Source organism: Delftia acidovorans SPH-1 (assembly GCF_000018665.1).
Classification (GTDB): Bacteria; Pseudomonadota; Gammaproteobacteria; order Burkholderiales; family Burkholderiaceae_C; genus Comamonas; species Comamonas acidovorans.
The window spans coordinates 4,833,153-4,852,611 of the sequence record NC_010002.1 but is presented as its reverse complement, the minus strand read 5'-3'; the positions used below and the strand labels follow the sequence as shown (position 1 = coordinate 4,852,611).

The following is a 19,459-nucleotide window of genomic DNA, read 5'->3' as shown; positions in this document are numbered from 1 at the left end:
ATCCGCAATGACGACCCCGACCCGACGCCGCCTGGCCCTCGCCGGCCTGCTGGCACTGACCGCTGCCGCCATGGCCCCGGCCCATGCCCAGGGCACCTATCCGCAGCGGCCCATCAGGTTCATCGTGCCCTTTCCGGCCGGTGGCGGCACCGACAACCTCACGCGGCTGGTCGGCACCAAGCTCACCGAGGCCCATGGGTGGGCCATCGTGGTGGAGAACAAGCCCGGTGCCGGTGGCAACCTGGCTCTGGACCAGGTGGCCAAGGCCCCCGCCGACGGCCTGACCCTGGTGATGGCGCAGACCGACAACGTGGTGCTCAACCCGCTGCTGTACTCCAAGCTCACCTACAACCCCGACAAGGACCTGCGCGCCGTGGCCCTGGTCGCAGCCGGCCCGGCCGTGCTCGTGGTGAATGCCGATTCGCCGTACAAGTCCCTGGACGACATCGTCCAGGCGGCGAAGAAGGACCCCGGGCGCCTGAGCTTTGCCACGCCGGGCACCGGCACCATTTCGCACCTCATCAGCGAGGCCTGGCAGAAAAGCTCGAATGTGAAGTTCACCCACGTGCCGTTTCGCGGCATGGCGCAGGCCATGCCCGACCTGCTGGGCGGGCGCATCGACATGTACATGGGCTCCGTCCCCACGCTGCTGTCGCACATCCAGTCGGGCAAGGTGCGCGCCATCGGCGTGACCACCGCGAGCCGCTCCAAGCTGCTGCCCGACGTGCCGACCTACACCGAATCCGGCATCAAGGGCGTGGAGCTGGCCAGCGTGTGGGGCGTGATGGCCCCGGCCGGCACCTCCGACGCCATCGTCAAGCAGCTCAACGAGGCCATCAACAAGGTGGTGAACGCACCCGACACGGCCAGGAAGATCGCCGACTCCGGCGCCGAACTCATCACCGGCACACCGCAGGACATGGCCAGGCTCTACGCCAGCGACCGCGCACGCCTGGCACCCATCGTCAAGAGCTCTGGCACCACGCTCGATTGAGCGGCACGGCTTTCATTCCATCCACTCTGAGAACCACACCATGATCGGTCTTCAAATTCTGAAGCGGCAACGCGCTGTCAGCCTTGATATTGCCAGGCGCTATCTCGACGTGCCTGTTGCCAACGTCAGCGACTGCATGGCCCGCATGACGGCGGGCGGCGCGCGGTTGCGCCCCATGCACGGCGGCGGGCGCATGGCCGGCCCCGCGCTGACCATCAAGACACGCCCGGGCGACAACCTCATGCTCCACAAGGCACTTCAACTGGCCAGCCCAGGTGACGTGATCGTGGTGGATGCGGGGGGCGACCTCACCAACGCACTCATCGGAGAAATCATGGTCGGAGACGCCATGCGTCGCCAGCTGGGCGGCGTCGTGATCAACGGCGCGATCCGGGACGCGGCATGGATTCGTGCTGGCAGCTTCCCGGTATTCGCAGCGGGCGTCACGCACCGCGGACCCTACAAGGACGGCCCTGGCGAAATCAATGTGCCCATCGCCATCGATGGCATGGTGATCGAGCCCGGTGACCTCATGATTGGCGACGACGATGGCTTGCTGTGCGTACCGTATGCGCAGGCGCAGGCCTTGCTGGATGCAGCACTCGGGAAGCAGGTCGTTGAGGCCAGGATGGTGGCCGACATCGCTGCCGGTACCTACAGCGCGCCATGGATAGACGAGACGCTCAAGCGTCTGGGGTGTCCGATTCAGCCGTAGGGCCGGCGCTGCATCATCCATACAGCACCCATCCAGCACCCATGGCCCGTCCGCCTCAGGCCTCGGCCAGCGCCTTCAGATGGCTTTCCAGGCCGCCCGTGCCGCTGGCCGCGTTCACATGGTCGAAGTAGCCGTACCAGCCGCTGGCCTTGATGCCCGCCAGCAGGGCATCGCGGGCGGCGGTATCGGGAAAGCGCCAGATGCCCAGGAAGCGGTGCGGGCTGGCCTGGTCCAGGCCGCGCTCGGTCTCGGCCAGGGCCAGCACCTGCACGCCCATGGCAGCCAGGCCGCCCATGGCGCTGGCAACCGCGTCCAGAAACTGCTGGCGCTGCGCGGCGGGCAGGGCCAGCCAGGCGGGGTTGGGGGAATAGAGCTCGACCAGATAGTGGGACATGGTGTTTCCTGGGGTTGAGGCGCTGTGCGCCGGGTGTGATGCTGGCATATTGTATGGTAGCTAATTATATGTTGGCACCATGGCATGCAGCCTGTGCCGTCCATGGCTATGCTCTGGCGCTGCCTTCCATCAGGGGTTTGCGCATATCCATATGCGGCAGGCTTGTTTGCGATGGCCGGGCTGGCCTTTAGGCTGGCGCGCTTTGACCATGCCATGTCCAGCCCCGTTACAACCGTCCATTCCGATTCCCGCCCCGGCGCCTTTGCCATTTCATCCCAACCCGCCACGGCCTTGCACCGTGCCACGCCCGCCACTCTGGCGGCCGTGCTGGAGCAACTGCCCCCGGCCCAGGCCCGATGGGCGCGCGCCGCAGGCTTTGATGCGCAGCCGGGCCGCATCCTCCTGTTGCCCGGCATGCAGAGCGAAGGGCAGAGGGAAGGACAGAGTGAAGTGCAGGGCGAGTGCACCGCCCTCGCTGGCGTGCTGGTCGGCGTGGACCCGGACCAGCCGCTGTGGCAACTGGCCGGCCTGCCGGCTGCGCTGCCGCCCGGCACCTATGCGCTCGCCGATGCGGATGAGGCTCAGAGGCCGCATCTGCTCCTGGGCTGGGCATTGGGCGCGCTGCCATCGACCCGCCAGGCGCGGCAGTCGGATGCGGCAACCGCTCCATCACTCGCTCTATCACTCGCTCGGTTGGTGGCAAGCCCCGATGAGCAGGCCGCCGTCGCGCCAATGGCCGCCGCCATTGGCGAGGTGCGGCGGCTGGTCAACCTGCCTGCCAACCAGCTGGGCCCCGAACAGCTGGCCCAGGCCGTGGCCGACTTGGCCGCGCGCCATGGCGCGCGCTACCGGCAATGGGTGGGCGACGAGCTGCCCGCCGCAGGCTTTGCGCTGGTGCACGCCGTGGGCCAGGCTGCCCAGACGGCGGCTCAGGCGCCGCGCGTGGCCGAGCTGACCTGGGGCGATGCCGCGCTGCCCCATGTGGTGCTCATCGGCAAGGGCGTGTGCTTTGACTCCGGCGGGCTGGACCTCAAGCCCGCCGCAGGCATGCGCTGGATGAAGAAGGACATGGGCGGCGCCGCACACGCCCTGGCCCTGGCCGATCTGCTGATGCAGGCGGGCCTGCCCATCCACCTGAAGCTGCTGGTGCCTGCGGTGGAGAACGCCGTGGGTGCCGGTGCGCTGCGGCCCGGCGACATCATCGAGGCCGGAGACGGCCGGCGCGTGGAGATCGAGAACACCGATGCCGAAGGCCGGCTCCTGCTGGCCGATGCGCTGCACCACGCCATTCGCAGCGCGCCCACGCCGCCCGCGCTGCTGATCGACCTGGCCACGCTCACGGGCGCTGCGCGCACGGCGCTGGGGCCGGACCTGCCTGCGCTGTTCAGCAACCATGACGGCTGGGCCGATGCGCTGCTGGCCCAGGGCCGCGCGCAGGCCGACCCGCTGTGGCGCCTGCCCCTGTGGGCGCCGTACCGCCGCATGCTCCATTCCGACCAGGCCGACCTGCTCAATGCCGCCAGCACGCCGCAGGGCGGCGCCATCACGGCTGCCCTGTTCCTGGAGAGCTTTGTGCCGCCCGAGCTGCCCTGGCTGCACCTGGACCTGTTCGCCTGGAATCTGGAGGAGCGCCCCGGCCGGCCCAGGGGCGGCGAGGCCCAGGGCCTGCGTGCGCTGTACGCCCTGCTGTCGCAGCGCTTTGCATCTGCGCGCAGCGCATTTGCATAGGCGCAATCGGGCTTTGCGGCGGGCTGGTGGCTCCACACAATCGGCCGTCTGGTGCAGCCGGCGCGGCACCCGCCGCCGCCTTTCTGCGATCTTGTTCCGGCTGCCAGGACACTTCATGACCCAAAGACGCTTCCTGCCTCGCCTTTCCCTGCTGCGCACCCACTTGCGCACCCTGCGAATTTCCGCACTGCTTCCCGCCCTGGCCGCAGCCCTGCTGTGCGCACCGCCCGCCCAGGCCGAAACCCTGCGCTGGGCGCGCTCCACCGACGCATCCACGCTGGACCCGCATGCGCTGAACAACGGCCCCAACCACAACCTGCTGCATCAGATCTACGAGCCGCTGATCATCCGCACGGCCGATGGCAAGCTGCTGCCCACCCTGGCCACGTCCTGGGCGCTGACTGCCGACCCCTCGGTCTGGGAGTTCAAGCTGCGCAAGGGCGTGAAGTTCCATGACGGCAGCCTGTTCACGGCCGACGACGTGCTGTTCTCGCTGCGCCGCGCGCGCTCGGCCACCTCGGACATGCGCTCGCTGCTGACCTCGATCACCGACGTGACCAAGGTCGATGCCTTCACCGTGCACATCAGGACCAACGGACCCAACCCGCTGCTGCCGGCCAGCCTCATCAACATCCAGATCTTGAGCGCCGCCTGGGCCAAGGCCCATGGTGCCGAGCAGCCGCAGAACGCGCTGGCCAAGGAAGAGAACTACGCCACGCGCAACGCCAACGGCACGGGGCCCTACGTCATCGCCTCGCGCGAGCAGGACACGCGCACCGTGCTGCGGCAGTTTCCCGGCTACTGGGGCAAGGGGCTGTTCCCGCTGGAAATCGACGAACTGGTCTACCTGCCCATCAAGTCCCAGGCCACGCGCGTGGCGGCGCTGCTGTCGGGCGAGGTGGACTTCGTGCAGGACCTGCCCATCCAGGACATTGCGCGCCTGAGCGCCGACCCGCGCTTTCGCATCAACCAGGCCGCCGAGAACCGCACCATCTTCCTGGGTCTGAACGTGGGCGCCGCCCCGCTGTCGCATTCCGATGTGAAGGACAAGAACCCCCTGGCCGACCTGCGCGTGCGCCAGGCCTTCCAGCTGGCCATCGACCGGCAGGCCATACAGCGCGCCGTGATGCGCGGCCTGTCCGTGCCCACCAACATCATTGCGCCGCCCTTTGTGCACGGCTACGAGAAATCCTTTGGCGCCGTGGGCAAGGCCGACCTTGTCCAGGCCAGGAAGCTGCTGGCCGAGGCCGGCTATCCCAACGGCTTCGGCATCACCCTGCATTGCACGAACGACCGTTATCTGAACGACGAGGCCATCTGCCAGGCCATCGCCGGCTTTCTGGGCCGCATCGGCGTGAAGACCGCCGTGTCGTCGCGGCCGCTGGCCATCCAGACGGCGGCCATCAACAACCAGGAGACGGATTTCTACCTCTACGGCTGGGGCGTGCCCACCTATGACTCGGCCTATGTCTTCGACTACCTGGTGCACACGCGCGGCAAGAACGGCCGGGGCAACACCAATGCCACGCGCTACAGCAATGCCGAGCTGGACAGCCAGATCGTCTCCCTGGCCTCCGAGGGCGATGCGCGCAAGCGCGATGCCACCATCCACTCCATCTGGAGCACGGTGCAAAAGGAGCTGATCTACCTGCCGCTGCACGACCAGATCCAGACCTATGCCATGGTGCGCAAGTTCGACATCCCGGTGAATCCGTCGAACACGCCTTACTTCAAGCTGTTCAAGCAGCCCGGTGCGCGCCAGGCTGCGGTGGCCGGCGCGCAGTAGGCTCAGTGTGTCGCAGCCGGCTGCGGCCGGTTGACCTCCACCGTGACGTGGACCAGTTCCTCGTGCACGCCAAGCAACTGGCGCACGGCATCGGGGTCCACGCCTGCGGGCGCGTCCAGCGCCACGATGCAGGCGTAGCGCGCCTTGCCCACGCGCCAGACATGCAGGTCGGAGATCTGCGCGGCAAACGGCGCCTGGGCGATGGCCTCACGCACCTCGCTGACCACGGGGGCGTGCATCTCGGCGTCCAGCAGCACGCGGCTGCTGTCGCGCAGCAGGCCCATGGCCCATGCCGCCACCAGCACGGCGCCGGCCAGGCCCATGGCCGGGTCCAGCCATCCCAGGCCCCAGGCCATGCCGCCGAACAGGGCGGCGATGGCCATCACCGAGGTGGCGGCATCGGCCAGCACATGCAGGTAGGCCGAGCGCAGGTTGAGATCGCCGTGGTCGCCATGGTCACCGTGGTCGCCGTGGTCGCCGTGATGGCGGTCGCCCGCGTGGCCGCCGTGCGCATGCCTGCCGTGCCCGTGGTGATGTCCGTGGTCGTGACCGTGACCGTGACCGTGACCATGGTGATGCCCGTGCCCGCCCTTCAGCAGCCAGGCGCAGACCAGGTTGACCAGCAGGCCCAGCGCGGCCACGCCCAGTGCCTGCTCGTAATGGATGGGCGAGGGCGAGAACAGGCGCTGCACCGACTGCCAGGCCATGCCGCCCGCCACCAGCAGCAGCAAGATGGCGCTGGTGTAGCCGGCCAACACCTCGATCTTCCAGGTGCCGAAGGCAAAGCGCGTATCGCCCGCCAATCTGCGCGCGGCCGCATAGGCGCCAGCTGAGAGCCCCAGCGCCAGCGCGTGCGATCCCATGTGCCAGCCATCGGCCAGCAGCGCCATGGAGTTGAATCCGTACCCGCCTGCGATCTCCCCGACCATCATGGCCGCCGTCAGCCCCGCAGCCAGCATGGCACGGCGCTCGCCCAGCGGGTTGCCTTCGTCGAAACGGTGTGAATGCTGCCTGGGGCTGGCGCCGCCAGCGGTCGAGAGGGATGGAATGCTGTGCATGAAGATACTGTACCCCAGTATGTGCAGGCGCCTAGAATGGCCCTCATGGCACATACGATTCAGAACAAGAAGCGCTTGCTCACGCGCATCCGCCGCATCCAGGGCCAGGCCCAGGCGCTGGAGCGCGCGCTTGAGGCCGAGCACGACTGCGCGGCCATCCTCCAGCAACTGGCAGCCGTGCGCGGCGCCGTCAACGGCATGATCTTCGAGGTGCTCGAGGGCCATGTACGCACCCATCTGGGCGAGGGCACGGCCGGCGGCCAGGCCCGTGAAGACGACGTGGACCTGGTGCTGTCGGTGATGCGCTCGTACATGAAGTGATTGATGAAGTGATGGCCGGCCCTGCGGATTGGCGCTCTCGGCGCGGTTTCCTGCTCTCATTTTTTGCAAACAGTGACCCCTGAAAACCGCCCATCTCGGACACGGCGCCCCATTCGCAGCGGACAATCGTCGGGCCAGGAATATGACGGGATTTCGACAGTTCCCGCCGCCTGCTGGCCAGCCAAGGACTACCGCGCATGACAGAAGACCCCCGCCGAGATTCCCCCGCAGATGCCGCCCCCGCCGCCGCCCAGGCGCCGCAGACGGCCCCGCAGCTGCGCATCGGCACCGTCGCCAAGCTCAATCTCGCCGACTTCCAGAACGCCGTGCCCGCGCTGCTGGAGCTGGCCATCGTCAACGAGGGCGAGCTGCCGCTGCAGGCGCTGAGCCTGCACCTGGCCTCGGAGCCTGCCTTCATCAAGCCGCGCACCTGGCGCCTGGAGTCGGTGGCCGCGCACAGCACCTATGCGCTGACCGACCTGGATGTGGCGCTGGACGGCGCCTTGCTCTCGCGCCTGACCGAGGCCGAGCCTGCCGTGCTGCGGCTGGAGCTGCGCAGCGGCCAGCCGGCAGAGACGGTGCTGGCCCGGCACGAACACCCGCTGGAACTGCTGGCACGCAACCAGTGGGGCGGCCTGGGGCATTTGCCCGAGATGGTGACGGCCTTCGTGCAACCCAACGACCCGGCCGTGGACCGCATCCTTAAAGGCGCGGCGCAGGCGCTGGAGTCGGCGGGCAAGTCCGGCGCCATCAACGGCTATGAACAGGGGCCGCAGCGGGCCTGGGAACTGGCCTCGGCCATCTGGACTTCCGTGCTCCAGAAGAAACTCAACTACGCGCTGCCGCCGGCCAGCTTCGAGCATGCGGGCCAGAAGATACGCGGCGCGACCCAGGTGCTGGATGCGGGCCTGGCCACCTGCCTGGACCTGACGCTGCTGTTCGCCTCCTGCCTGGAGCAGGCGCACCTGAACCCGCTGCTGGTCTTCACGCGCGGCCATGCCTTCGTGGGCCTGTGGCTGGGCAGGCAGGAATTCTCGACCGCCGTGGTCGATGACATCACGGCCGTGCGCAAGCGGCTCAAGCTGCAGGAGCTGGTGGTCTTCGAGACCACGCTGGCCGCGCAAGGCCAGGCCGTGGCCTTCAGCCAGGCCATTGCCCAGGGCGCGCGCCAGCTGGCCGAAGAGCATGAGGACCAGTTCGAGCTGCTGGTGGACGTGCGGCGCGCGCGCATGCAGCGCATCCGCCCGCTGGCGCTGGCCCAGCCGCAGGACACCGCGCCCGAGGCCGGCGAAGGCCAGGCCGAGCCACGGCTCACCGTGGAGCCGCCGCCCGAACTCCTGGCGCAGGCGCAGGCACGCGAAGTGCCCACCTCCCAGCTCGATCCCAAGGACAGGCTGGCGCGCTGGCAGCGCCGGCTGCTGGACCTGTCGCTGCGCAATGCCCTGCTCAACTTCAAGCCCGGCAAGAAATCGCTGCTGCTGCAGGTGGCCGCGCCCGCGCTGGAGGACACGCTGGCCCGGGGCCAGGTGCTCAAGCTGCTGCCCAGCCCCGATCTCATGCAGGGCAAGGATCCGCGCAGCCAGCCATTGCACGAGGCGCGCAGCCTGGAAGACCTGCGCGGCGCGCACGCCGAAGAGGCGCTGCAGCGGCGCGAGGTCTTCATCGACCTGGAGCCGCTGGAGCTGGACAGCCGCTTTGTGGAGCTGTTTCGCGGCGCGCGCAATGCACTGCAGGAAGGCGGCGCCAACACCTTGTTCGTGGCCCTGGGCTTTCTGGTCTGGAGCCGGCCCGACAAGCCCGATGTGCGCGTGCGCGCGCCGCTGATCCTGCTGCCCGTCACGCTGGAGCGCAAGAGCGCGCGTTCGGGCTTCACGCTGCAGGCGCATGAGGACGAGCCGCGCTTCAATCCCACGCTGGTCGAGATGCTGCGCCAGGACTTCCAGCTGGAGCTGGGCGTGCCCGCAGGTGACCTGCCGCGCGACGAGGCCGGGCTGGACATCGCCGGCATCTGGGCCCGCGTGCGCGAGGCGATCAAGGACGTGCGCGGCTGGGAGGTCAGCGAGGACGTGGTGCTGTCCATGTTCTCCTTCGCCAAGTACCTGATGTGGAAGGACCTGGCCGAGCGCGCCGACCAGCTGCGCAGCTCGCCCGTGGTCGCCCACCTGATCGACACGCCGCGCGAGCCCTATCGCTCGGAGATCGCCTTTCCCGACACGCGGCGGCTGGACCAGGAGTTCGCGCCGCAGCAGGTCTTCAGCCCGCTGCCGGCCGATTCATCGCAGCTGTCGGCCGTGATGGCCGCTGCGCGCGGCAAAGACTTCGTGCTCATCGGCCCGCCGGGCACGGGCAAGAGCCAGACCATTGCCAACCTGATCGCGCAATGCCTGGCCGAGGACAAGCGCGTGCTCTTCGTGGCCGAGAAAATCGCCGCGCTGGACGTGGTCTACCGCCGCCTGCGCGAAGTGGGCCTGGGCGAGTTCTGCCTGGAGCTGCACTCCAACAAGAGCCGCAAGCTCGACGTGCTGGGCCAGCTGCAGAAATCCTGGGACTCGCATGGCCAGGTGGATGCCGAGGCCTGGGCCGCCAAGGCCAGCCAGCTCGGCCGCCTGCGCGAGCAGCTGTCGGCCTATGTGCAGCACCTGCACCGGCGCCACGCCAACGGCTGGACCATCTACCGCGCCATTGGCGCCGTGGCCGGTGGCGAGGCGCTGCCGCGCCTGGGATTTCACTGGCCCACGCCCCAGGCCCATGACGAAGCGGGCCTGGCCCTTTTGCGCGAGACTGCGGGCCGCCTGCAGGCCAATGCCCAGGCCGTGGGCACGCAGCATCTGAAGGACGGGCCGCTGGCCACGGTTCAGGCCAGCGACTGGTCCGTGCGCTGGCAGCAGCAGATGGTGGATGCCGCCCAGGCGCTGCACGATGCAGGCCAGGGCTTTGCCGAGGCGGCGCAGCAGCTGGGCCGGCTGCTGCGCATCGAGTGGCCGGCGCTGGGGCGCCAGGCGCGCTCGGCGCTGGGCGTGATCGCACGGGCGCTGCCTGCGGCCGCAGGCCGCAACCTGGCTTTCTGCGTGCTGCCTGACGGCGCGCGCATTGGCGAATCCCTGCAATCGGGCCTGCAGCTGCTGGCGCAGCACGGTGATCTGTCCGCACAGATTCCGGCGCCCTGGCCGGCCGAGCTGCAGGCGCGCCTGGCCCAGGCGCTGGACCTGCTGGCGCAGCGCCGGCGCCTGCAGGCCGGGCTGGGCACCCCCTGGCCCGTGGCCCTGGGCGACGAGCTGGAGCGCGGCCTGCAGTGCATCGACGAGATCGCGGCGCTGCTCCAGGGCCTGTCCGTCAAGTACGGCGCGGGCGTGGGCCAGCTCAACGTGGCGCAACTGCAGCGCGAATGGGCCAGGGCCGGCAAGTCCTTGTGGCCGCTGTCCTGGCTGGGCCGGCGCAAGGTGCGCGCGGCGCTGGAGGCCACCATCGAAGGCGCGGGCGAGCCGCGCGTGGCCGATGACCTGGCCGCCCTGGTGCGCATCCGGGGCCTGCGCGAGGAACTGGACCAGATCCAGCCGGGCGCCGCAGCCGACGGCCTGTGGGCCGGACACCGGACGCGCACCGACCATGCGCGCAGCGCCCTGAAGGCCAATGCGGCCCTGCTGGCCGCGCGTGCGCAGAAATCCTTCTCGCTCGACGGCCTGGAGGCCGTGGCCGAAGGCCATGGCGGCGAGCGCTGGGCTGCCGAAGTGCAGCGCCTGCAGGCCCTGTACCAGATCGACCGCCAGCTCGATGGCTACCTGCCGCTGGCCGATGCCAGCCACGGCCTGTGGCGCGGCCTGGAAACCGATGCCCAGGCCTTGCAGGACGCGCTGGCCTTCGAGCGCGAGCGCCTGCAACTGACGCGGCGCGGCGGCCTGATGGCCTCGCACGCCGCCGTGGCCCAGGGCCGCTGTGGCGCGGCACTGCAGCAGGCCCATGCGCAGCTGGCGGCCCGCAGCGCCATCGAGGAACAGCTGCTGGCGCTGGACGATCTGCGCTTGCGCTGCCCCGGCGTCTGGGACGGCCTGGACACGCGCCCGCAAGCCGTGGAGCATGCGCTGCGCCTGCAGGGATCTCTGCAGGCAGGGCTGACCGGGCTGGGCTGGCAGGAGGCCGAACTGGCCCAGGCACGCCAGGCCCTGCACCAGGTGCTGGCCTTGCGCAGCGCCGAGCTGGGCGAGGGCGCCGCGATCGGCATGGCCTGCCAGCAGTTGCTGGACAGCCTGGCCGGCCTGCACGCGGCCATAGACCCCTTCAGCGCGGCGGCAGCCCATGGCGAGCCGCAGCAGCGTGCCCTGGCCCAGCGCACGGCCGAGCAGCTGGCGGCCACGGCGGGCGGCGTGCTGGCCGGGCAGGGCGGCCTGCATGCCTGGTGTGCCTGGCGCAACGCCCAGGCCGCGGCCCGCGCGGGCGGGCTGGGTGCGCTGGCCGATGCCATCGAGTCCGGCAGCCTGAAGCCGGCCCAGGCGCCCCAGGCCTTCGAGGTCAACTACGCGCGCTGGTGGCTGGCGCTGGCCGTGGACGAGGACGAGGTGCTCAAGCGCTTCGTCTCTGCCGAGCATGAGCGGCGCATTGCCGACTTCCGCGCGCTGGACGATGAATTCACCTCGGTCACGCGCCAGTGGATACGTGCGCGGCTGTGCGCGGGCCTGCCGTCGGCCGACAGCATCCAGCGCAACAGCGAGTGGGGCATCCTGCGGCGCGAGATCACCAAGAAGCGCCAGCACCTGCCGCTGCGCCAGCTGCTGGAGCAGATCCCCTCGGCCGTGCTGCGCCTGACGCCCTGCCTGCTGATGAGCCCGCTGTCCATTGCCCAGTACCTGAGCGCCGAGACCAGCAACTTCGACATCGTCATCTTCGACGAGGCCTCGCAGATCCCCGTCTGGGACGCCATCGGCGCCATGGCGCGTGCCAGGCAGGTGGTCATGGTGGGCGATCCCAAACAGCTGCCGCCCACCAGCTTCTTCGGCCGTGCCGACACCTCCGACACCTTCGACGAGGACACGCAGGGCGTGGAAGGCGACATGGAAAGCATCCTGGACGAATGCCTGGGCGCCAGCCTGCCCACGCGCAACCTGTCCTGGCACTACCGCTCGCGCCATGAAAGCCTGATCGCCTTCAGCAACCACCGCTACTACGGCGGCGGGCTGGTGACCTTTCCCTCGCCCGTCACGGACGACCGCGCCGTCAGCTTCCACGCCGTGCAGGGCCGCTATGAGAAGGGCGGCGCCCGCATCAACCAGCCCGAGGCCAAGGCCCTGGTGGCCGACCTGGTGGCGCGGCTGCAGTCGCCGGGGTTTGCGCAGTCGGGTGCCACCATCGGCGTGGTCACCTTCAACTCCGAGCAGCAAAGCCTGATCGAGGATTTGCTGGACGAGGAGCGGCGCAAGGACCCGGGGCTGGAGCCGTTTTTCTCCGATGCGCTGCTGGAACCCGTCTTCGTCAAGAACCTCGAAAGCGTGCAGGGCGACGAGCGGGACATCATGTACTTTTCCATCACCTACGGGCCCGATATCTCGGGCGCCGTGTCCATGAACTTCGGCCCGCTCAACCGCGATGGCGGCGAGCGGCGGCTGAACGTGGCGGTGACGCGCGCGCGGCAGGAGCTGCGCATCTTCTCCAGCCTGCGCGGCGAGCAGATGGACCTGTCGCGCACCCAGGCGGCGGGCGTGCGCGACCTCAAGCACTTCCTGGAATTTGCCGAGCGCGGCCCGCGCGCGCTGGCCGAGTCGCACCATGGCAGCCAGGGCGATTTCGACAGCCCCTTCGAGGCCAGCGTGGCCCAGGCGCTGGAGCGCAAGGGCTGGCGCGTGCACACGCAGATCGGCGCATCCTCGTTCCGCGTGGACCTGGGCGTGGTGCATCCGGACCATGCGGGCAGCTACCTGGCGGGCGTGGAGTGCGACGGCGCCACCTACCACCGCTCGGCCACGGCGCGCGACCGCGACAAGCTGCGCGAGCAGGTGCTGCGCGGCCTGGGCTGGCAGATTCTGCGCATCTGGTCCACGGACTGGTGGGTCAACCCGGGCGGCACACTGGAGCGCATCCACGCGGCGCTGACCGCGCTGCTGGAGCAGGACCGGCGCAAGCGTGCGGCCGAGGTTGTTGAGGTGCCGCAGGCGGCCGCAGTCGCCGGGGCAGAGCCAGCGCCAGAGACGCCTGAGGCGTCCGAGGCCTCCGCGTCCTCCGAGGCATCCGTGGAGGATGGCGAGGCGCAGAAGGCGTGAGGAAACGGGTCTTGAGAAGACGGGTCGCGGGAACGCCGGCAGCCCGCTGCCGGCCGCCGCTCAGTACAGATCCGGCACGTACATGTGCTGGGGAACGGGGTTGCGTGTGTATTCGGGATTGCGCGTGCGCTCGGGCAGCACGATGGCCGGGTGCTCTATCTCCTCGTAGGGCAGCTGGGTCAGCAGGTGGGAGATGCAGTTGAGCCGGGCCTTCTTCTTGTCCACGGCCTGCACCAGCCACCAGGGCGCCTCGGCGATGTGGGTGCGCTCCAGCATGGCTTCCTTGGCCTTGGTGTAGTCCTCCCAGCGGCGGCGGCTCTCGAAGTCCATGGGACTGAGCTTCCACTGCTTGAGCGGGTCGTGCACGCGGCCCAGAAAGCGCAGGTGCTGCTCGTCGTCGGTGATGGAGAACCAGTACTTCACCAGCGTGATGCCCGAGCGCACCAGCATCTTCTCGAACTCGGGCACGGAGCGGAAGAACTCCTCGTACTCCTCGTCGGAGCAAAAGCCCATCACGCGCTCCACGCCCGCGCGGTTGTACCAGCTGCGGTCAAAGAGAACGATCTCGCCGCCCGCAGGCAGGTGGGAGACATAGCGCTGGAAATACCACTGCGTGCGCTCGCGGTCGTTGGGCGCGGGCAGGGCGGCCACGCGGCACACGCGCGGGTTCAGGCGCTGGGTGATGCGCTTGATCACGCCGCCCTTGCCGGCCGCATCGCGGCCCTCGAAGAGGATGACCACCTTTTTCCTGTGGTGCTGCACCCAGTCCTGCAGCTTGACCAGCTCGCCCTGCAGGCGCAGCAGTTCGCGAAAGTAGGTCTGGCGGCTCACGGAGTCGGCACCGTCCACATCGTCGCCAACGCTGCCCAGGCGGGCGTCGTCTATCTCCATCTCCAGTTCTTCGTCGTAGCTGTCGAGCAGATCGCGTTCGATGCGCTGCATCAGCGAATCATGGTGGTCGGGCAGAAGTTCGTCGTACATGGTGGGGAATCCGGGCGTCCAGGAGTTGGCGCCTGGGATGGTGGCGTGGATGTGTGACGCGGCTGTGACGGTGCGGCTGGGTGAATACCCTGGCACCGCTCGCCTTCCCGCTGCCTACAGCCACCCCGCCTTCCCGCTGCCTACAGCCACCCCGCCTTGCGGAACTTGTAGTAAAGCAGGCCGCAAACACCCAGCACGAACAGCAGTGCGGCCGGATAGCCGTATTGCCACTTCAGTTCGGGCATGTTCTCGAAGTTCATTCCCCACACGCCGAAGAAGGCCGTGCAGATGGCGAAGATACTGGCCCAGGCTGCCAGCCGCTTGGTGACTTCGTTTTCCTCGATGGACACCATGGACAGGTTCACCTGGATGGCCGTGCCCACGGTGTCGCGCATGGTGTCGATCTGGGCGTTGATGCGGCCCAGGTGATCCATCACATCTCGGAAGTAGTCCCTGGAGCCCACGCAGATCTGGGGGACGCGCCCGCCGTTGAGCTTGCCCACGGCTTCCAGCAGGGGGGCCACGGCGTGCTTGAGGTCCATGGCGCGGCCCTTGAGTTCATACAGCTGCTTGATGTTGTCGCGCGCCGCGCCCTTGGTGAAGATCTGCTGCTCGATCTGCTCCAGCTCCACCTCCAGCGCGTCGATGATGGGAAAGTAGCGGTCCACCACCGCATCCATCAGCGCATACAGCACAAAGCCCGAGCCGTGGCGCAGCAGCTCGGGCTCGCTCTCGCAGCGCTCGCGCACGCCCAGGAAGCCGCGCTTGCTGCGGTTGCGCACTGACAGCACATAGTTGGAGCCCACGAAGACATCGACCTCGCCGTGGTTGAAGTGGCCGGGCCGCTCGGGCTCGGGCTCCAGCAGGTGCATCACGGCAAACAGCGAGCTGCCGTACTCCTCCAGCTTGGGCCGCTGGTGGCCGTGCAGCGCATCCTCCACGGCCAGGGCATGCAGGCCGAATTCCTGGCGCATCTCCTCCAGCTCGGCCGGCGTGGCGTCCGCCAGCGCCACCCAGACGAAGCAGCCGGGCCGCTCTATGTAGTTGCTGATGTCGGCGACGGGAATGTCCGCCAGCTTGGCCCCGTTTTCGTAGGCGACGCAGTTGATCAGCATGGGAGTTCCCTCGGTAATTCTGGTGCTGGTGATCCTGCCATAACGGGGAGTGGGAAAAGCCAGTGGCCAAGGTGCCGGCAAAACCGCCAGCAGCCCAGGTTTGCGCATCTGGTAACAATACGTGTATAACCTGTCACGACACTGCTGGGCGCCGCCCGGCGCTTGCGATCCAAGGACTTCGATGATCTTTCGCCAGTGGGGAATTGCGTTGGGTGCGTTGGGCCTGTCGGCCTTGAGTTGTGTATCTGCAGCCGGTGTGCTGGACAAGGTCCAGGCCGGTGGCGCGCTGGTGATTGCGCACCGGGAATCGTCGGTCCCCTTTTCCTACATCGACACGCGCAGCGGCAAGCCCGTCGGTTATGCGCTGGATCTGTGCCTTCGCCTGGCCGAGGCGGTGCGCAAGCAGACAGGCAGGAAGGACATGAAGGTGGAGTTCCTGATGGTCACGCCCGCCAATCGCATGGCCGTGATCGAGCAGGGCAAGGCCGACATGGAGTGCGGCTCGACCACGAACAACGCGCAGCGGCGCCAGACCGTGGCGTTCACGGTCCCCCATTTCATCACCGGCGCCCGGATGCTCGTGAAGGCCGACAGCACCATCAACGCGATGGAGGATCTCAAGGGCAAAAAGCTGGTTTCCACCAAGGGCACCAGCCCGATGGCCCTGGTGACTCAGGCCAACAGGCAGCGCCTCATGGGCATCACCATTGTGGAGGCCCCCGATCACGCGAGGGCCCTGGAGATGGTGGAGAAGGGCGAAGCCGACGCGTTCGTGATGGATGACGTGCTTCTCAACGGGCTGGCCGCTGCACGGCCCGATCCACGTGCCCTGAAGGTGGTGGGCAAGTTCCTGTCCACCGAACCCCTGGCGATCATGCTGCCGAAGGCCGATACCGCGTTCAAGAAACTGGTCGATGAAGAGATGAAGCGGATCATCACCAGCCGCGAAATCCACCCCATCTACGAGAAGTGGTTCCTGCAGCCGATTCCACCCAACTCCACGAATCTGAACCTGCCGATCAGCTACCTGCTGCGCGACTTCTGGAAGTACCCCACGGCGGACATTCTGCTGTAGGCCCGTCTGTGCAGCCGCAGCGCCGCATCGGTCAAGCCGCCAGCGCTTGCTCCCTTGGGCGGGCGGCTGGGGCACCACCCGCCCCCGTCCCCGCCAGCCCCCCCAGCCCGAAATGCCCGCGCAGCGTGCGGCTTTCGTATTCCTCGCGGAACAGGCCGCGCTTGCGCAGCAGGGGGACGACTTCGCTGGTGAACAGCTCGAACTGCTGGTTGAGTATGGGCGGCATGACGTTGAAGCCGTCGGCTGCGCCGTGCCTGAACCAGTCTTCGATGATGTCGGCCACCTGTTCGGGCGTGCCGGCCACGGCCAGGTGGCCGCGGGCGCCGGCCAGGCGCTTGAGCAGGCCGCGCAGGGTGAGGCCGTCGCGCAGGCTGGTTTCCACGTAGCCCACGGCGCGGCTGCGCGAGGCTTCGACCTTGTCGGGATCGGGGAAGTCGTCGCGCGTGAGCAGGCGGTCCAGCGGCACGGCCGAGAAGTCGTGGCCGCCAAAGCGTGCGGACAGGCGGGCCAGGCCGACCTCGATGCTGGTCAGGCTGTCGAGCTCTTCCCAGACCTGGCGCGCCTCGTATTCGGTGGAGCCGATGGCGGCGCTGATGCCGGGCAGGATCACGATGTCCTGCGGGCGGCGGCCCAGCCGCTGCGCCTGTCCCTTGATGTCGGCATAGAAGGCCTGGGCCGATTCCCGCGAGCCGTGGGCCGTGAAGATGGCCTCGGCCCATTGCGCGGCAAAGGCGCGGCCGGACTCGGACTGGCCGGCCTGCACGAAGACGGGCCGGCCCTGCGGGCTGCCGGGCACGTTGAGCGGGCCGCGCGTGCGGATGTATTTGCCCTCGAAGTGGATGGGCCGGATCTGCGATGCGTCGAGGAACTGGCCGGCCGCCGTGTCGTCCAGCAGGGCGCTGGCTGGAAAGCTGCGCCACAGCGCATCGACGGCGGACACGAATTCCTCGGCGATGCGGTAGCGGTCGCCGTGGTCCACGCTGTCGGCCAGGCCGTAGTTCAGGCCCGCATTGGGCGCCCAGGAGGTGACGATGTTCCAGCCCGCCCGCCCCTTGGACAGATGGTCCAGCGAGGCGAACTGGCGCGCCAGCGTATAGGCATGGCTGTAGGTGGTGGAGGCGGTGCCGATCAGGCCGATGCGCTCGGTGCGCAGCGCCAGTGCCGTCAGCAGCACCAGCGGGTCCAGCAGGCCCGAGGTGATCTGCTGGCCGTTCTCGGGCCCGACCAGGCTGTCGGCCAGGAAGACGGCGTCGAATTTGGCGGCCTCGGCGATGCGTGCGGCATCGACGTACAGCTCCAGGTCGGTGAGCGCCTTGCGGTTGGCGCCGGGATGGCGCCAGGCGCCTTCGTGGTGGCCGCGCGTCATGAGGAACAGGTTCAGGTGCAGTTGCCGAGACATGGGAGCAGTCCTTTGTTGTGTGGGTTGTTTCGCGGGCGGGGCCGGCGTCAGGCGATCTCTGTCTCGACGCCCAGGCTGCGCAGCAAGGTGGCGCGCAGCTGCATGAAGGCAGGATGGTCGGGGCGGCGGGGATGGGGCAGGCCCACGGCATGGTCCTCGGCGATGCGGCCGTCCCTGAGCACCAGGATGCGGTCGGCCAGCAGCAGGGATTCGTCCACGTCGTGCGTGACGAGGATGACCGTGGGCCGTATGCGCTCGACCAGGCGCAGCAGCAGTCCGTGCATGCGCATGCGCGTGAGCGCGTCCAGCGCGCCGAAGGGCTCGTCGGCCAGCAGCACGTGCGGGTCGCGCAGCAGGCTGCGGGCCAGCGATGCGCGCTGCTTCTGGCCGCCCGACAGCGTGGCGGGCCAGGCGCCAGCCTTGTCCTGCAGGCCCACGTCGTGCAGGATCTGCTCGGCTGCAGGCAGCACGGCGCGGGCGTCCAGCCCCAGCGTGAGGTTGTCCAGCACCGACAGCCAGGGCAGCAGGCGCGCGTCCTGGAACAGCACGGACACATTGCCCTGCGCACTGGCCGCGCCGCTGGACTGCGCATGGCCGTCCAGCCCGGCGAGCGCGCGCAGCAAGGTGGTCTTGCCCGAGCCGGACTCGCCCAGCAGGGCCACGAACTGGCCCGGGGCAATGTCCAGGTCGATGGCGTCCAGCACGTTCTTGCCGCCAAAGCTGCGCGTGAAGCGCTGCAGCCGCACGGCGCCCGGGGTGGGGTGATGGCTCATGATCCCAGCGACCTCCGGTAGGACAGCACATGCGCCTCGATGCGGCGCACCACGGCGTCGGACAGCAGGCCCAGCAGGGCGTAGATGAGGATGCCCACCACGATCACATCGGTCTGCCCCCAGTCGCGGGCGCGGTTCATGAGGTAGCCGATGCCGGTCTGCGTGTTGATCAGCTCCAGCACCACCAGCGCCGTCCAGCACAGTGACACGGCAATGCGCAGGCCCACGAAGAAGCCCGGCAGTGCGCCCGGCAGCGCCACCTTGCGGATGAATTCGGCGCGCGACAGGCCCAGGGTCTGGGCCAGCTCCACATGGCCGATGTCGATGCCGCGCAGGGCCGCGTGGGTGTTGATGTAGACGGGCACCAGCACGGCCGTGAAGATCAGAAAGATCTTCATGGACTCGCCAATGCCCAGCCAGATGATGGCCAGGGGAATCAGCGCCAGCGTGGGCACGGCGCGCTTGATCTGCACCAGGCCGTCGAGCAGGGCCTCGCCCGTGCGCGTCAGGCCCGAGCCAGGGCCAGCAGCACGCCAGCCACCACGCCCAGCAGCAACCCGCTGTAGGCACGGCCTGCCGATGCCAGCAGGTGGGGCAGCAGGCTGCCGTCGGCCACCATGCCGTAGCCGGCGACCAGGGCCTGCGAGGGCGCGGTCAGCGTCTCGGGCGACAGCCAGCCCAGGCGCGAGGCCGCCTCCCACAGCACCAGCAGCAGGCCGGGGCCCACCAGCAGCGCGCCCTGCGACAGGCGCGCGGGCACCAGTTGCACGGCGGCCCGGGTGGCGGGCGCGTATTGAGCGGTTGCTGCGGTGGCCGGTGCCAGACCGGCCGTGTTGATGTCCAGTTGCGCTTGCGTCATCGTGTGTTTTCTG

15 protein-coding genes are annotated in these 19,459 nt (G+C 68.8%); 7 read left to right on the top strand and 8 right to left on the bottom strand.

Going from position 1 to position 19,459, the window contains the following annotated elements; genetic code table 11:
- Window positions 1-7: 7 nt before the first annotated feature.
- Complete coding sequence (locus DACI_RS22320) at window positions 8-994, top strand: Bug family tripartite tricarboxylate transporter substrate binding protein (RefSeq protein WP_012206232.1); 987 nt, start codon at window positions 8-10, stop codon at window positions 992-994.
- 40 nt (window positions 995-1,034) lie between these two features.
- Window positions 1,035-1,709, top strand: coding sequence for an RraA family protein (locus tag DACI_RS22315; protein ID WP_012206231.1), 675 nt, complete (start codon window positions 1,035-1,037; stop codon window positions 1,707-1,709).
- Between the two features lie 55 nt (window positions 1,710-1,764).
- On the opposite strand, the gene DACI_RS22310 is transcribed toward DACI_RS22315, so the two are convergent.
- Window positions 1,765-2,103: a DUF6616 family protein gene (locus DACI_RS22310; protein ID WP_012206230.1), complete on the bottom strand. Its 339-nt coding sequence runs from the start codon at window positions 2,101-2,103 to the stop codon at window positions 1,765-1,767.
- A 213-nt stretch (window positions 2,104-2,316) separates the two neighbouring features.
- On the opposite strand from DACI_RS22310, the gene DACI_RS22305 reads away from it, so the two are divergent.
- Both DACI_RS22305 and DACI_RS22300 read left to right on the top strand, forming a co-directional pair.
- Entirely contained in the window at window positions 2,317-3,831 is a 1,515-nt protein-coding gene (locus DACI_RS22305; protein ID WP_043783614.1) for a leucyl aminopeptidase family protein, read from the top strand.
- A gap of 115 nt (window positions 3,832-3,946) precedes the next feature.
- On the top strand, window positions 3,947-5,617 hold the full coding sequence (locus DACI_RS22300) for an ABC transporter substrate-binding protein (protein WP_012206228.1): 1,671 nt from the start codon (window positions 3,947-3,949) through the stop codon (window positions 5,615-5,617).
- Window positions 5,618-5,619: 2 nt separating this feature from the next.
- Here the strand turns inward: DACI_RS22300 and dmeF are convergent, their stop codons facing one another.
- Window positions 5,620-6,675, bottom strand: coding sequence for a CDF family Co(II)/Ni(II) efflux transporter DmeF (gene dmeF / locus DACI_RS22295; protein ID WP_012206227.1), 1,056 nt, complete (start codon window positions 6,673-6,675; stop codon window positions 5,620-5,622).
- Window positions 6,676-6,720: 45 nt separating this feature from the next.
- Here dmeF and DACI_RS22290 point away from each other — a divergent pair, with 45 nt between their 5' ends.
- Complete coding sequence (locus tag DACI_RS22290) at window positions 6,721-6,996, top strand: metal/formaldehyde-sensitive transcriptional repressor (protein ID WP_349682252.1); 276 nt, start codon at window positions 6,721-6,723, stop codon at window positions 6,994-6,996.
- Window positions 6,997-7,193: 197 nt separating this feature from the next.
- Window positions 7,194-13,244: a DUF4011 domain-containing protein gene (locus DACI_RS22285; protein WP_012206225.1), complete on the top strand. Its 6,051-nt coding sequence runs from the start codon at window positions 7,194-7,196 to the stop codon at window positions 13,242-13,244.
- 60 nt (window positions 13,245-13,304) lie between these two features.
- On the opposite strand, the gene ppk2 is transcribed toward DACI_RS22285, so the two are convergent.
- Entirely contained in the window at window positions 13,305-14,225 is a 921-nt protein-coding gene (ppk2, locus tag DACI_RS22280) for a polyphosphate kinase 2 (protein ID WP_043782280.1), read from the bottom strand.
- A gap of 140 nt (window positions 14,226-14,365) precedes the next feature.
- Window positions 14,366-15,340, bottom strand: coding sequence for a magnesium/cobalt transporter CorA (gene corA / locus DACI_RS22275; RefSeq protein WP_012206223.1), 975 nt, complete (start codon window positions 15,338-15,340; stop codon window positions 14,366-14,368).
- Between the two features lie 181 nt (window positions 15,341-15,521).
- Between corA and DACI_RS22270 the strand changes: the two genes are divergently transcribed.
- Window positions 15,522-16,415, top strand: a complete 894-nt coding sequence (locus DACI_RS22270; RefSeq protein ID WP_012206222.1) for an amino acid ABC transporter substrate-binding protein — start codon at window positions 15,522-15,524, stop codon at window positions 16,413-16,415.
- Between the two features lie 31 nt (window positions 16,416-16,446).
- On the opposite strand, the gene DACI_RS22265 is transcribed toward DACI_RS22270, so the two are convergent.
- The 4 genes from DACI_RS22265 to DACI_RS32625 are packed head-to-tail and all read right to left on the bottom strand — an operon-like array spanning window position 16,447 to window position 19,446.
- Window positions 16,447-17,814 (bottom strand): LLM class flavin-dependent oxidoreductase, encoded by a 1,368-nt coding sequence (locus tag DACI_RS22265; protein WP_012206221.1) that lies wholly within the window; start codon window positions 17,812-17,814, stop codon window positions 16,447-16,449.
- Between the two features lie 47 nt (window positions 17,815-17,861).
- Entirely contained in the window at window positions 17,862-18,587 is a 726-nt protein-coding gene (locus tag DACI_RS22260) for an ABC transporter ATP-binding protein (protein ID WP_012206220.1), read from the bottom strand.
- Window positions 18,584-19,060, bottom strand: coding sequence for an ABC transporter permease (locus DACI_RS32630; protein WP_232244033.1), 477 nt, complete (start codon window positions 19,058-19,060; stop codon window positions 18,584-18,586). The genes DACI_RS22260 and DACI_RS32630 overlap by 4 nt, the downstream gene beginning before the upstream one ends.
- A 32-nt stretch (window positions 19,061-19,092) precedes the next feature.
- Complete coding sequence (locus DACI_RS32625) at window positions 19,093-19,446, bottom strand: hypothetical protein (RefSeq protein WP_225970980.1); 354 nt, start codon at window positions 19,444-19,446, stop codon at window positions 19,093-19,095.
- Window positions 19,447-19,459 lie beyond the last annotated feature (13 nt).

Excerpts from the sequence above, each read along its gene's own strand:
- DACI_RS22260 (WP_012206220.1), bottom strand. The coding sequence starts at position 18,587 with ATGAGCCATCACCCCACCCCGGGCGCCGTGCGGCTGCAGCGCTTCACG.
- DACI_RS22305 (WP_043783614.1), top strand. The coding sequence starts at position 2,317 with ATGTCCAGCCCCGTTACAACCGTCCATTCCGATTCCCGCCCCGGCGCC.
- DACI_RS22265 (WP_012206221.1), bottom strand. The coding sequence starts at position 17,814 with ATGTCTCGGCAACTGCACCTGAACCTGTTCCTCATGACGCGCGGCCAC.
- DACI_RS22270 (WP_012206222.1), top strand. The coding sequence starts at position 15,522 with ATGATCTTTCGCCAGTGGGGAATTGCGTTGGGTGCGTTGGGCCTGTCG.
- DACI_RS22285 (WP_012206225.1), top strand. The coding sequence starts at position 7,194 with ATGACAGAAGACCCCCGCCGAGATTCCCCCGCAGATGCCGCCCCCGCC.
- DACI_RS32625 (WP_225970980.1), bottom strand. The coding sequence starts at position 19,446 with ATGACGCAAGCGCAACTGGACATCAACACGGCCGGTCTGGCACCGGCC.
- DACI_RS22300 (WP_012206228.1), top strand. The coding sequence starts at position 3,947 with ATGACCCAAAGACGCTTCCTGCCTCGCCTTTCCCTGCTGCGCACCCAC.
- DACI_RS22310 (WP_012206230.1), bottom strand. The coding sequence starts at position 2,103 with ATGTCCCACTATCTGGTCGAGCTCTATTCCCCCAACCCCGCCTGGCTG.
- ppk2 (WP_043782280.1), bottom strand. The coding sequence starts at position 14,225 with ATGTACGACGAACTTCTGCCCGACCACCATGATTCGCTGATGCAGCGC.
- DACI_RS22315 (WP_012206231.1), top strand. The coding sequence starts at position 1,035 with ATGATCGGTCTTCAAATTCTGAAGCGGCAACGCGCTGTCAGCCTTGAT.
- corA (WP_012206223.1), bottom strand. The coding sequence starts at position 15,340 with ATGCTGATCAACTGCGTCGCCTACGAAAACGGGGCCAAGCTGGCGGAC.
- DACI_RS22290 (WP_349682252.1), top strand. The coding sequence starts at position 6,721 with ATGGCACATACGATTCAGAACAAGAAGCGCTTGCTCACGCGCATCCGC.
- dmeF (WP_012206227.1), bottom strand. The coding sequence starts at position 6,675 with ATGCACAGCATTCCATCCCTCTCGACCGCTGGCGGCGCCAGCCCCAGG.
- DACI_RS22320 (WP_012206232.1), top strand. The coding sequence starts at position 8 with ATGACGACCCCGACCCGACGCCGCCTGGCCCTCGCCGGCCTGCTGGCA.